Consider the following 12,789-nt stretch of genomic DNA (forward strand, 5'->3'; position numbering starts at 1 on the left):
GATGAGTAAAATTGCTGAGCCGATTCAAATTCGCAATACAACTTTCAAAAATCGCATTATTAAAGGCGCAATGAGTGAAGCTCTAGCGAATGCTGCTGGTGAACCAAATCATTTGCACACAGGCTTGTATGAAGCTTGGGCAAGAGGTGGTTTAGGGTGTTCAATTACAGGAAATGTGATGGTTGATCTGCGTGCGAAGAATGAGCCTGGTGTCGTCGTGGTCGAAAATGAGCGAGATTTACCTAAATTAAAGGCATGGGCTGACCTAGGTAAACGTTATGGTATGGTCCAGCTTGTTCAATTGTCTCATCCGGGCAGACAGTGTCCTAAAGGCTTAAATAAAGAAACTGTTGCACCGTCTGCTGTTCCATTTAGTGCTATGTTGGCTACTACCTTTGCTACTCCACGGGCTCTCGAGCATGAGGAAATCCTAGATCTAATCCAACGATTTGCAACCTCTGCAGCGATTTGCGAAAAAGCGGGCTTTGAAGGTGTTCAATTACACGGTGCTCATGGATATTTAATAAGTGAATTTCTATCGCCACTGACCAATAAGCGTAATGATCAATGGGGTGGAAGCATTGAAAATCGTATGCGTTTCTTATTAGAAATTTATAAAGCTGTTCGAGCTGCAACATCCGAGAATTTTATCGTTTCAGTGAAATTGAATTCCGCAGATTTTCAACGTGGTGGAATTACTGAAGAAGAAGTGATTCAAGTATTTAAAGCTATTGATGATGCAGGTATCGATTTAATTGAAATTTCAGGTGGTACGTATGAAGCGCCCGCAATGGCAGGTGCTAAAGCTGAACAGCGTAAAGCAAGTACCATTGCACGTGAGGCTTACTTTTTAGATTTCGCAGAGAAAATCCGTAAAGAAGTAAAATGCAGACTGATGGTTACAGGTGGATTCAGAACCGTTAAAGGGATGAATGATGCTTTAGAAAGTGGTGCATGTGACTTTATTGGAATTGCACGCCCGCTTGCTGTAGAAACGGATTTAACTGATCGTTTGATTGCAGGACACGATGTTAGATATGCAGTAAAACCAATTAAAACAGGGATTCCATTTATTGATAAAATGGCAATTATGGAAATTATTTGGTATGCGGCACAATTCAAAGCGATTGGTGAGGGTAATCACCCTAATCCAAAACTTTCACCTTTAAAAGTTTTTCTGAATTATGCAAAAGGAAATGTGAAGGCTATCATTCAAGGTAAAGTTAATTCAAGAAAATCTGCATAGTGTGAATCAATATATAAGGAGCCTTCATGGCTCCTTATTTTATGCTGCGACTTAGAACTAAAGCGCAAGCGTTTGAAAAGGGAAAAGTATCTTAGAAACTTCTTGGGTTGCCCATAATCCGATCGCTCGTGGATGATAGTAAGGTGATAGATATGGAATTAACAATGCTAGTTTATCGTTTGTATCATCTAATGAATGACATTGATGTTTGATCTGTTCAAGTTCATGTTGATTATTGTATTTTGATAGCCAGTTTTGATCTCCTGTTACAGGCATTCTTTTTAAACGAACAGTTAATGATTCCCCTTGAATCCAGTCTTTGATCAGCATTTTCTCAGTTGCATTAAACACACCAAACATTTTGCCATCACTATCGTGAATAAGTTTCCAAAAACGACTTTCTTCGACAGGCCTGTTTTTTATAATCCATTGTTTATCAATTAAGATTTGAACAAATTCAGATATTAATTGAGGTTGAGCGAGCCACTCATTAATAGACTTGCCACTGAATTGACATTTTTGGTTATGGATATGTTGACCGACAACTGCTTTTCTTTGCATAAGTTGATAAACGCTTTTAGTCAGATCAATTTCTTGAATGATATTCGTCGAGCTCAAGCCAAGATCATTCATTTGGAAGCCCATTTTCACCAGTTCAAGATATTTTGATTTATCTAGAGCTTGATGATAATGATCAATAAATGCCTGTATTGATTTTTCAGCATGTCCATTGTGTGCATTATCAATCGTAATATGAACATTAAAATAATGAGGATCAATTCCAAGTTCTGCTAATTCATAATTGGTAATTAACAGGTGTAGTGGTAATTGTTCATAACCCAAGTTAAATCCAATTACTATTGGAAATAAATCATGTGGTACATATGCGAGAGCAAGTTGAACAGCGGCTTGTTCGAAATAAATATCATCTAAATAATTAATGTACGGTTCAAGCTCGAAATGTCGCAGTAAGCTTTGATACATGCAAACATGATTTGCTTTAGCATTTCCCAAGCCAAGTTCTTCTAAGTAGATATAGCTTAGATCTTTGCTTTCAAACAGAGAGGGGTGCGTAAGAGATGAATATAGCCAGGAGCCATCTACATATTTAACTGGAGCAACTTTATATAAAAATTCTAAAGCATGAGAGATGGTTGGAAAGTAGTCACGCCCAAGGCCTGATTTTCGTTGATCTAGATAACTTTGAAATTTAGAACAAGTTTGATCATGTTCGTGTTGTATATGTTGCCTAACTTGGTCTACCTGATCAATCCACGATAAATGAGTCGTATTGAGTTGATCGAATAGTGAAAGAACATAGGTTTCAGCATATTCTGTTTTACATTCACGATTCACTTTAGGGTCTAAAAAAAACTCAACCCAGTCTTTATTTGTTTTAGGACTAATTGTATTTAATTGTGATGGGGATGCTAGGGGATTAAGTACGGTGTTGTCCAACATCATCTTCTCCAAGCGTTATTAAGGGTTTAAACCACCATAACCTGCAAAGATGATAATGTTGTTTATTTTGTGTTCGATTTTTAGGGTGACTAAGTTATAAAAAAAAGCCCAAGTCTTAAATGCTTGGGCTTTTTTATGAGATGTATCATCTAGAATATGGCGTCCCTACGGGGATTCGAACCCCGGTTACCGCCGTGAAAGGGCGATGTCCTAGGCCTCTAGACGATAGGGACAGTGCAGAAATATATTTTAAACCATGTTATTTCAATTGAAATTAATGGCGTCCCTACGGGGATTCGAACCCCGGTTACCGCCGTGAAAGGGCGATGTCCTAGGCCTCTAGACGATAGGGACTTAATAAAATCTACTTCTGAAAATTGGCGTCCCTACGGGGATTCGAACCCCGGTTACCGCCGTGAAAGGGCGATGTCCTAGGCCTCTAGACGATAGGGACGTTTCAGAGGTGGGCGTATAATAGGGTGAAAATAGGGGGGTGTCAAACGCATTTCAGCAAAAAAATTAAAAAAATGGTGTGTTCGTATGAAAATAAAACAATATTGAATTTAAAGGCTAAATTTAGATCAAATCTCCAAGAAATATTAGAAAAGCATTTGGAAAATAGGAACTGTCTAAGCAAAAAAAATAGCGACCGAAGTCGCTATTTCAAAATCAAGATTTATCGTGATAAAACAGGTAATAACTGGCATAGCATACAGCAATGAACGCTAAACACCCGAAAAAGCTAATACGCATACTTGGATCAAATACCATACTTAAGCATGTGATAAAACAGAACACAAAACCTAAGATTGGGACAATTGGAAATAATGGAGCAGCAAAGCCCAGCTCTTCTTTTTTGCGCCCTTGCTTATACCAATCGCGTCTGAAATTAAATTGGCTTAAACAAATACTCATCCACACAACGACCATTGTAAAAGCAGCAATACCTAATAAATTGGTAAAAATAGTCTCAGGTGCGAATTGTTCTGACAATAAGCCTGGTAACCCACCGATCATTGTCACGATCACTGCAACATAGGGGATACCACGTGCATTCACTCTAGAAAATACTGCAGGGAGCTGCTTTTTGTAAGATAAAGACCACATCATGCGTGACGCAGCAAACAAACCAGAGTTAGCAGCTGATAATAAAGCGGTAATAATTACAAAACGGATGATATCTTCTGCATAGGGAATACCAATATGCTGGAAAACAGTCACAAATGGAGAGCTACTCACACCTTCAGCAGCTAAGCCAGCTTCTTGATGTGGAAGAAGTGACGTTACTACAATGATTGTACCTACGAAGAAAATCAACAGACGAAAAATCGCTGTATTAATCGCTTTAGGAACATTTTTAGCTGGGTCTTTAGTTTCACCAGCAGCAACCCCAATTAATTCTGTTCCTGAGAATGCGAAGTTTACGATAAGCATCGTAGCAAAAATTGGGAATAGACCTTCAGGGAACCAACCTTGTGCAGTTAAATTGCTAAATAAAGGCGCCGTTTCGTAACCTTGATAGCCAATTACACCAAAAATTGCGAGTAGGCCTAAGAGAATAAATGCAACAACAGTAATAACTTTAACTAATGCCAGCCAAAATTCAGATTCTGCGAACCATTTTGTGGAAATCATATTTAAAACAAATACGAATACACCAAAGACTATAGTCCACATCCACATGGAACTATCTGGGAACCATTCCTGCATGAGGAGGGCGGCGGCTGTAAACTCAGTTCCTAATGTAACCGACCAAGTTAACCAATATAACCAAGTGATGGTATAGCCTGTTCCTGGTCCAATATATCTTTTGGCATAAGCACCAAACGAACCAGACTCAGGCATATGAACGGCAAGCTCACCTAAACACAGCATAACCATGTAGGCGATAATCCCGCCAAGGATATAAGAAATAATGGCACCTATAGGCCCCGTTTGTGCAATGACTTCACCCGAACCTAAGAAAAGTCCAGTGCCGATTGCGCCGCCAAGCGAAATCATAACCAGATGTCGAGTACTCATAGCGCGTTGTAAAGGCGCAGAATTGCCCTGATGCGAAGCATCATTCGGAGATGAGTGCATAGGATTGAAAATTCGAAACAAATGAAGCGAGTTATTGTAGTGAAAAACTACAATTCTTCAATGAAATAATAGTAATTTTGAATATTGAGTGATCGTATGAAACGATAATGGCGTCCCTACGGGGATTCGAACCCCGGTTACCGCCGTGAAAGGGCGATGTCCTAGGCCTCTAGACGATAGGGACGTTGCGAGGTGCTTGTATATTAAGGATAGACATTTCAATTGTCAAAAGCTTCGTATAAAAAAAGTTTTAATCGTTCATACATTAAGCAAAAACAACCAATTAGTTTTAATTTTGATTAAACTGACAACAATAAGATTTTTAATGTATTTAAATAACATGGAGAGAAGGTCCTCACTATAAAAAACGATCCGCTTTATATTCATCATATCAAACCAACCATCTATTAAATTTGATAAGATGACGTGGTAAGACAATGAAGGAAAGAGGCGTGTTGCCATTTAAACTCTGGGTCGATGCTGATGCATTACCTAAAATTTTGCGTGAAGTCATCTTAAGAGCTTCTGATCGTTATCAACTCGAAGTAACTTTTGTCGCCAATCAAAATGTAGGAATAACTCCTTCCGTTCGTATTAATTCAATACAAGTGATGAGTGGAGCAGATCAAGCTGATAAAGAAATTATCGAACGTATGAAAGAGCATGATATTGTCATGACGCAGGATATTCCTCTAGCAGCTCAAGTCATCGAAAAGGGTGGCGTTGCAATTCATCCACGTGGTGAAATTTGGACAGAAGCTAATATTAAGGCACGATTACATTTGCGTGATTTCATGGAAACTTTGAGAGGGGCTGGCGTTCAAACCGGTGGACCACCGCCAATTTCAGAAAGAGATAAGCGTGAATTTTCAAGTGCTTTGGATCAAACGATTCAAAAACAAAAAAGAAAAACTGCCTGATTTATCTTATCAATCGAGTTTACATGCCAGAAAAATCTAAACTTATGCTCATCTATGCCTTATTGGTCATCATCTGGGCAACAACTCCACTTGCGATTGTGTGGAGTGTAGAAGATATTTATTTAATGTGGGCATTGGTGATTCGATTAGGCTTGGCACTGCCTATCGCGGCATTACTTCTCATAGTTTTAAAGGTGAAATTTCCTTTAAATTCAATTGCATTGCATAGTTATTTTGCTGGTTCATTTAGCTTGATTGGTTCGCAATTTTTTACTTATGTAGCTACTGATTATCTAAGTTCTGGCATGATTGCACTGATGTTTGGATTAGCACCAATTATGGCAGGGCTTATTGGAAAATTTATCTTTCAACAAGATTTGCATAAGCTGCAATGGTTAGGAATGATCGTCGCGATTACTGGGCTCGTAGTGATCAGTTTTACTGGATCATCACAACATATCCATCCCATTGGAATTGGTTTAATGTTGCTCAGCGTTTTTTCATACGCAATGTCAATTTTTTGGGTAAAAAAAATAAATGCTGATGTAGCACCGATGGCACAGGCGACAGGTTCAATACTTGTTTCTACCTTTGTTGCATGTTTAATTGTGCCATTTATATGGAAATATTTACCTACTGAATTACCTTCAATGAAGTCATTACTTGCCATCATATATTCTATTGTTATGGCTTCATTAGTCGCTATGTTTTGCTATTTTTACTTGGTCAAAAAAATACAACCCACCACATTGTCCCTTACAAATGTAATGACTCCAGTTCTAGCACTTGGTATAGGCGCTGCATTTAATCATGAGAAATTAACGCTTGGCATGATACTGGGAGCAATAATTCTACTTCTGGGATTATTTATGTATTTTTATCGGGATATAGAAGCGAATCGGAAATTTAAACAAAAAGTATTAAAACCTTAAGTTTAATGCTCAGCGATTCTGTGAGTTTTTTAAATGCTTTAAGGCTTCTGTTAACTTTACTTTGTCTTGAGGATGCAATGTTAAAAAATATGCACCGGTTCTAAACAGGCCATTTTCTTCTTGATTGCTGTAAACAACTTGTGCAGTTGCAGCGATATGAAAATCATTTTCAGGGTGACTCAATGTGATGTGTATATAGGTTTGTTCCGGGATGTGTTGCTCAGCATAAAAACTAAAACCCGTTTCAGACAAATTGACTTGAGTAGGTACTGGTAACATGGTTTGTACAATAGAGTCGTAAAGTGAGCCCGTAATCAGGTTTAATTTTTGATTAAATAAGGATAATATCCGAGCAATTTGTTGATCTTTTTGATTTAATTGTTCTAATTCGTACATAAGCGCATGATCAAATTGATCTAATTCTGCAAGTAGGAGAAAATAGCGCGGTAGTACAAAATTTGAATCATAGGGATCATTCAAAGCGACATCTTTAGTGATGATCTGATAATTTATTCTTAACGCAGCATCAATACGTGACATGACGCGTCTTTCAATATTGCCACTTTGATGCTGAAGATTTTCCATTAAAACACCTCGGACTAGATGGTATGTTTAAACCGATCTCGCTGTATATAGGGTTGAGATACACTCGCGCACGGCGAAGTAATCACTTTATTTCTTTTATTGCTTTAGTTTCCATGATCGGTCTGACTTTGGGCGTCGCTGTTCTCATTACTGTGTTATCTGTAATGAACGGTTTCGATCGTGAATTAAAAAACCGTGTCTTGGGAATGGTACCTCAAGCGACTGTTTCCTCTACACAAATTCTAACAGACTGGCCTGAGCTTGCAAAGAAAATAGACCAACATGAACATGTGACGGGTGTTGCACCTTTTACACAGTTGCAGGGGATGTTAACAGCCCAAGGACAGGTTGCAGGGATAATGGTCACGGGTATTGAGCCTGACTATGAAAAAAATGTATCTATTATTCAAAATCATATGGTTCAAGGCGACCTCAACTCATTAAAGAAAGGTGAGTTCGGGATTGTTTTGGGCAAGCAGATGACGGATGCTTTAGGTTTAAGTCTCAATGACAATGTAACATTGGTATTACCTGAAGCGACACCATCACCCGCTGGCGTTGTTCCACGATTTAAACGTTTTAAAATTGTCGGTATTTTTAGTATTGGTGCCGAAGTGGACTCGATGATGGGTTACATCGCGCTAAACGATGCTTCGACACTGTTGAGACTGCCGGATGGTGCACAAGGTATCCGTATGAAACTAGATGATATCTTCAAAGCACCACAAGTCGCTGAAGAAGTTGTTATGGATTTACCAGGCAATTTCTATCCATCAAATTGGACTTATACGCACGGCAATCTCTTTAGTGCCATTCAGATGGAAAAAGCAATGGTCAGCCTTTTACTTTTCCTGATTGTCTTGGTTGCAGCATTTAATATTGTATCTTCATTGGTGATGGTGGTTACTGATAAAAAATCCGACATTGCTATTTTAAGAACCTTAGGTGCTTCACCAGCAACGATCACTAAGATTTTTATGGTACAGGGTACGGTGATTGGTGTTGTAGGAACACTGGCAGGAGCAGCACTAGGTATCATCTTTGCAACGAGCATCAGTGGATTTATTGGCTGGCTGAACACCGCTTTTGGACTAAATTTATTCGATGCATATTTCATTAACTATTTACCATCGTATCTACGTTGGCAAGATGTGGTGGTGATTGTTAGCTTATCACTAGCGCTAAGTTTCCTTGCAACAATTTATCCAGCGCTGCGTGCTGCTAAAGTTCAACCAGCAGAGGCTTTACGCTATGAGTAATATTGTCTTAGAAGCCAAAAATATTCATAAACATTTTACAGATGGTAAATCAACTGTTGAAGTGATTAAGGGATTGGATTTAGTTGTTGAGCAAGGACAATTTGTTTCAATTGTTGGATCAAGTGGTTCGGGTAAGAGTACGCTGTTACATGTATTAGGGGGGCTTGATCGTCCGTCCGAAGGTGTAGTGATGCTTAATGGGCAGCGTTTTGACACTTTAGGCGAAGCTGAACGCGGTTTCCTACGTAATGAACACCTCGGATTTGTGTATCAATTTCACCATTTACTTCCTGAGTTTACGGCTTTAGAAAATGTATCAATGCCGCTGATGTTACGTAAAGATGCAAATTTTAAAGAAGTAAAAGAACGTGCAGAATATTTGTTGAATAAAGTGGGTTTATCACATCGTTTAACGCATAAACCAGGTGAGTTATCTGGCGGTGAGCGACAACGCGTTGCGCTTGCACGAGCTTTAGTGGCTCAACCTAAATTGATGATGGCAGATGAGCCTACTGGAAATTTAGATCGTAAAACTGCCGTCACAATTTTTGAATTGCTTTCCGATCTGCGTAAAGAATTTAATATGGCAATGCTCATCGTGACCCATGATGAACAGCTCGCACAAACTGCTGATAAGATTTTGCATATGCAAGATGGATTGTGGGTATAGGCTCAAAATCCGATTAACAGTCTTGTTAAAGCCCACTTAGGTGGGCTTTAATCTATTTAAGAAAAATAAACATAAAAGTTAGATGTTTTTAATATTTATTCTCATCTTTTGGATCATTGGTGTTGCTACGATCAGCTTTCAGGGTGAAGCTGAATATTCAACTCTCTTGCTGGGTATGGCAAGTATCATTTTGATCATGGGTTACTTTTTACGATTAATAAGGCAACCTGATCGATTCATTTATCCTCACACCTCAAGTATTGTCCAGTCATCATCAAGAATGCTTGTGCTAACGGGAATTTGTCTGATCACATTTGTTTTGGGGCATCAACATGCAAAAACAGCCTTACACGATTGTTTAGATAAACGTGTTCAATATATTGAAGAAAAAGAAATAGTTGTTTATATCAATAAAATTAATCAGCTGAAAATGGATCAGGAAGGTCGATCAATACAGCAGCGTGCGCAAGTGATCGACAAGAAGCAAGGACAATCTCAAACGCTATTATTATATTTGCGAGAGTCAAAACTTGATACGACATTAGAACTAGGGCGCTATTATAAAGTTACGGGAAAATTAAGACCCGCACATAGTTATGCAGTAGATGGGGTCTTTGATCAAGAGAAATGGTTGTTGCAGCAAAATATAGCTGGAACAATGCGTGTAGATTGGATCGTACCTGTAAGTGAAGCGGTGTTATATTCTGAAGGTTATTTATCTTCAACCGATGTGCATCGGAGCCTTATCGCACGATTGAGCCTGAGCATTGAAAAAGCACGTTTAGCTTTTAGGGATGATATCGAACAGGGAGTATTCAGGAATAAGGGTTTGCTAGTCGCGTTACTCACAGGTGATAAGAGTCTACTGACGGAGCAACAAGAAGAATTATTTAAAAAACTAGGCATTACGCATTTATTGGCTATTTCAGGTCCACATGTTCTAATTTTTGCTGGCTTATTATCATGGTTCATAGGGTATCTTGTATCAATTTTTCGTCCTCATATTTTTCTAAAAGTTCCCAAACCATATTTACTTTTAATCCCTTTCGTATGTGGGGTAATTATTTATAGTTTTTTTTCAGGGCTCGAAATTCCTGCATTAAGAACTACATTGTCAGTTTGTCTAATTAGTATCGCTATTTTATTTAAATTTAAGATTAAGCCTTTTGTACTATTACTTATCAGTGCAAGCTTAATGCTCTATTTAGACCCTTTTAGTATTTTATCTGCTGCATTTTGGCTTTCGTACGGCGCATGTTTGATTTTGATTCGTGTATACCAAACGATCGTTCATGAACAGCAAAACACTGCTTTAATCAATAAGCATCGTTTTATAGATAAAGCAAAAATGTATCTTAAAATACTTTTGCAATCCCAATGGAAAATATTTATTGCACTGATACCACTCACTCTACTGATATTTCAACAGATTTCTTTATTTGCGCCATTTGCTAATTTAGTTGCTGTTCCAATGATTGGTACCTTGATCGTGCCATTGGAAGTACTGGGCTATTGTCTCAGCTTTATTCCTTTTGTTGGTCAATTTTTATTTCATCTGGCTGATGTATTGATATCGGTTCTTTTGGTGCTACTGACTAAGCTGGGAGCAATATTAGACAATCCATTGAAATGGGTAGCGTTAACGAAAGCACAAATGTTTTTGCTCGCTTTGGCAGTATTCATGTTCTTTATGCCAAAGAATGTAATCCCTCGATTATGGATACCCGTATTAGGTGTGGCATTGCTGATGCCTAAACGTGATGATGGATACGATATCATTGAAATTTTGGACATAGGGCAGGGGCAGTCCATACTCTTACAGTCATCAGGGAAAACTGCTTTAGTTGATACAGGCGGGAGCTTTGATGAGAATACATTTAGTATCGGAGAAAATGTAGTTGTCCCTTTCTTAATTCAACGTGGCATATCAAAATTAGATCAAGTTTTTATCAGTCATCTTGATCAAGATCATGCTGGAGCATACCGCACTATTGGAAAACATATACAAATTGATCAAGTTATCTCAAATGAAAAAGATGATAGGTTTCAGTATGTTGAATTTGATTATTGTCGACAGCATCAACAGGTACAATTGGGTAAGATCTATATACAATTTCTTTCACCAGTTGAATCACAATTAAATTTTGTCAGTCAAAATCGTAATGAGCTTTCGTGCGTAATGTATCTGACATTACCCTATGCTAACGATTTTAAGCATATTCTGATTATGGGGGATGCAGGGTGGGAGACAGAGTATCGTATTTTAAAGCAGTATCCTGAACTTAGAGTAGATATTTTAATCTTAGGACACCATGGCAGTCGACATAGTTCATCTTACGACTTTTTAAAAAATACCAAACCTAAAATTGCCATTGCATCGGCTGGTTTTGATAACCGCTATAATCATCCACATCCTGTTGTCAAAGAGCGTTTAAAAGCGCTTAATATTCCGCTGCTCGATACCCAATCGAAGGGCAGCATTCGAATGACCTTCGATAAAAACGGAGATGTACAATTTCGATATCATCGAGATCAAAAAGCGTGGTTAACTCGGAATATCCCCATAGATTAACTTGCTTTTCTGACTTGCTCTATTTTTACTCTGGCTTGTTCTGCAGGGATACGATAAATGTTATGTAGATCAGGATTTGCACGGAAACGTTTATAGCTCCAATGAGCATGTTCAGGATAACGATGAATCAGGCTTTCTATTGCACGGTGAATTACTAACGTTCCGTCAGCGGGAGTGCCTTCATAAATCGAAGCATCCATTGGTTCAATAAATACATCAAAATCTTCAGTTTCATTGCGAATTGCATAGACCAAAAGGCCTTTGGCTTTAGTTTTTTGGATGAGTTTGGCACTTAAATTACTGGACTCGAGTGGTATGCCGAAATAATCGATCATTTCACCACCGTGTTTAGGATTGTGATCTGGAAGAATCACAGTTGTCCCCCCTAATTTAAGGGCTTTAAAAATTTGTCTTATACCACTCTCATCTGTAGGGACTAAAGTTGCTTGTTCTCGACTACGAGCCTGGCGCACAAATTGATCTGCTTCTTCATTCTTGATGGGTTTATACATGATGGTCATCTTGGTATATTGTGCGAACCACGCATTCATGACTTCCCATGTACCAAAATGTGGTGCGAGTAAAATAATCCCTTTCTTTTCAGCCATTGCTTCATGAAAATATTCAGCACCCGTGACATGGCGTATTCGTGAAATATTGGTTTCGTTTGAGCTTCCCCAAATACTAAAAAATTCCATATAAGATTGAAGTTCGTTTCTTACCGCTGCACGAGTCACTAAATGTTTTTCTTCATCAGAAAGATGCGGTAAGCAAATGTCGATATTGAGGCGGATGGTATTCGTAGTTTTTGTAATTTTTAGCGTATTAATCAGCCCTGCAAGCATTTTTGCAAAAAAACGAGAAAAACGAATCGGACGGCGACTGAAGAAATTTAACAGGCGGGTTGTGGTCGATGTTTTGGTTTCAGGCATTAGATTCAAAATTTGGTAAGTTCATAGAATATTGTGATTTGGGTTTATTATATGTTAAATCTTGACTTATAAATAGTTTGACCTCATTCCTTGTATATAATGTCAGCTTAAATTTAATTAGGATGGTATG

The 12,789-nt window shown here is 38.3% G+C and carries 10 protein-coding genes and 4 tRNA genes; 6 read left to right on the plus strand and 8 right to left on the minus strand.

What is annotated here, in order from left to right; translation table 11 throughout:
• The first annotated feature begins 1 nt into the window (after nucleotide 1).
• Nucleotides 2-1,246, plus strand: coding sequence for an NADH:flavin oxidoreductase/NADH oxidase family protein (locus AC1M9H_RS06085; RefSeq protein ID WP_481612980.1), 1,245 nt, complete (start codon nucleotides 2-4; stop codon nucleotides 1,244-1,246).
• 57 nt (nucleotides 1,247-1,303) lie between these two features.
• Here the strand turns inward: AC1M9H_RS06085 and AC1M9H_RS06090 are convergent, their stop codons facing one another.
• The 6 genes from AC1M9H_RS06090 to AC1M9H_RS06115 all read right to left on the minus strand — a co-directional run bounded on the left by AC1M9H_RS06090 (nucleotide 1,304) and on the right by AC1M9H_RS06115 (nucleotide 4,973).
• Nucleotides 1,304-2,710 (minus strand): iron-containing redox enzyme family protein, encoded by a 1,407-nt coding sequence (locus AC1M9H_RS06090; protein ID WP_481612981.1) that lies wholly within the window; start codon nucleotides 2,708-2,710, stop codon nucleotides 1,304-1,306.
• Between the two features lie 154 nt (nucleotides 2,711-2,864).
• Nucleotides 2,865-2,940, minus strand: a tRNA-Glu gene (locus AC1M9H_RS06095).
• A 45-nt stretch (nucleotides 2,941-2,985) separates the two neighbouring features.
• Nucleotides 2,986-3,061 (minus strand) — tRNA-Glu (locus AC1M9H_RS06100).
• Between the two features lie 24 nt (nucleotides 3,062-3,085).
• Nucleotides 3,086-3,161, minus strand: a tRNA-Glu gene (locus tag AC1M9H_RS06105).
• 215 nt (nucleotides 3,162-3,376) lie between these two features.
• Nucleotides 3,377-4,789 (minus strand): amino acid permease, encoded by a 1,413-nt coding sequence (locus AC1M9H_RS06110; RefSeq protein ID WP_481588952.1) that lies wholly within the window; start codon nucleotides 4,787-4,789, stop codon nucleotides 3,377-3,379.
• 108 nt (nucleotides 4,790-4,897) lie between these two features.
• Nucleotides 4,898-4,973, minus strand: a tRNA-Glu gene (locus tag AC1M9H_RS06115).
• 253 nt (nucleotides 4,974-5,226) lie between these two features.
• Here AC1M9H_RS06115 and AC1M9H_RS06120 point away from each other — a divergent pair.
• Both AC1M9H_RS06120 and AC1M9H_RS06125 read left to right on the plus strand, forming a co-directional pair.
• Entirely contained in the window at nucleotides 5,227-5,709 is a 483-nt protein-coding gene (locus AC1M9H_RS06120) for a YaiI/YqxD family protein (RefSeq protein WP_155756969.1), read from the plus strand.
• Nucleotides 5,710-5,732: 23 nt separating this feature from the next.
• Nucleotides 5,733-6,641 carry a DMT family transporter gene (locus tag AC1M9H_RS06125; protein ID WP_481612982.1) on the plus strand — a complete coding sequence of 303 codons (909 nt, stop codon included), beginning with the start codon at nucleotides 5,733-5,735 and terminating at the stop codon, nucleotides 6,639-6,641.
• 9 nt (nucleotides 6,642-6,650) lie between these two features.
• On the opposite strand, the gene AC1M9H_RS06130 is transcribed toward AC1M9H_RS06125, so the two are convergent.
• Nucleotides 6,651-7,226 (minus strand): PilZ domain-containing protein, encoded by a 576-nt coding sequence (locus tag AC1M9H_RS06130; RefSeq protein WP_035266851.1) that lies wholly within the window; start codon nucleotides 7,224-7,226, stop codon nucleotides 6,651-6,653.
• Between the two features lie 23 nt (nucleotides 7,227-7,249).
• Between AC1M9H_RS06130 and AC1M9H_RS06135 the strand changes: the two genes are divergently transcribed.
• From AC1M9H_RS06135 to AC1M9H_RS06145, 3 genes are all read left to right on the plus strand, one after another.
• Nucleotides 7,250-8,485 carry a lipoprotein-releasing ABC transporter permease subunit gene (locus AC1M9H_RS06135; RefSeq protein ID WP_092766794.1) on the plus strand — a complete coding sequence of 412 codons (1,236 nt, stop codon included), beginning with the start codon at nucleotides 7,250-7,252 and terminating at the stop codon, nucleotides 8,483-8,485.
• Nucleotides 8,478-9,155: a lipoprotein-releasing ABC transporter ATP-binding protein LolD gene (lolD, locus tag AC1M9H_RS06140; RefSeq protein ID WP_035266856.1), complete on the plus strand. Its 678-nt coding sequence runs from the start codon at nucleotides 8,478-8,480 to the stop codon at nucleotides 9,153-9,155. Before AC1M9H_RS06135 ends, lolD begins: the two co-directional genes overlap by 8 nt.
• An 82-nt stretch (nucleotides 9,156-9,237) precedes the next feature.
• Nucleotides 9,238-11,727 (plus strand): DNA internalization-related competence protein ComEC/Rec2, encoded by a 2,490-nt coding sequence (locus AC1M9H_RS06145; protein WP_481612983.1) that lies wholly within the window; start codon nucleotides 9,238-9,240, stop codon nucleotides 11,725-11,727.
• On the opposite strand, the gene AC1M9H_RS06150 is transcribed toward AC1M9H_RS06145, so the two are convergent.
• Nucleotides 11,724-12,659 carry a lysophospholipid acyltransferase family protein gene (locus tag AC1M9H_RS06150; protein WP_481612984.1) on the minus strand — a complete coding sequence of 312 codons (936 nt, stop codon included), beginning with the start codon at nucleotides 12,657-12,659 and terminating at the stop codon, nucleotides 11,724-11,726. The genes AC1M9H_RS06145 and AC1M9H_RS06150 overlap by 4 nt on opposite strands.
• Nucleotides 12,660-12,789: the final 130 nt, after the last annotated feature.

The sequence above is a fragment of the Acinetobacter sp. ANC_7512 genome (genome assembly GCF_056779935.1).

Bases quoted from the DNA above. Each gene is read 5' to 3' on its own strand.
- AC1M9H_RS06145 (WP_481612983.1), top strand. From the start codon at position 9,238: ATGTTTTTAATATTTATTCTCATCTTTTGGATCATTGGTGTTGCTACG.
- AC1M9H_RS06085 (WP_481612980.1), top strand. From the start codon at position 2: ATGAGTAAAATTGCTGAGCCGATTCAAATTCGCAATACAACTTTCAAA.
- AC1M9H_RS06090 (WP_481612981.1), bottom strand. From the start codon at position 2,710: ATGATGTTGGACAACACCGTACTTAATCCCCTAGCATCCCCATCACAA.
- AC1M9H_RS06125 (WP_481612982.1), top strand. From the start codon at position 5,733: ATGCCAGAAAAATCTAAACTTATGCTCATCTATGCCTTATTGGTCATC.
- AC1M9H_RS06130 (WP_035266851.1), bottom strand. From the start codon at position 7,226: ATGGAAAATCTTCAGCATCAAAGTGGCAATATTGAAAGACGCGTCATG.
- lolD (WP_035266856.1), top strand. From the start codon at position 8,478: ATGAGTAATATTGTCTTAGAAGCCAAAAATATTCATAAACATTTTACA.
- AC1M9H_RS06110 (WP_481588952.1), bottom strand. From the start codon at position 4,789: ATGCACTCATCTCCGAATGATGCTTCGCATCAGGGCAATTCTGCGCCT.
- AC1M9H_RS06150 (WP_481612984.1), bottom strand. From the start codon at position 12,659: ATGCCTGAAACCAAAACATCGACCACAACCCGCCTGTTAAATTTCTTC.
- AC1M9H_RS06120 (WP_155756969.1), top strand. From the start codon at position 5,227: ATGAAGGAAAGAGGCGTGTTGCCATTTAAACTCTGGGTCGATGCTGAT.
- AC1M9H_RS06135 (WP_092766794.1), top strand. From the start codon at position 7,250: ATGTTTAAACCGATCTCGCTGTATATAGGGTTGAGATACACTCGCGCA.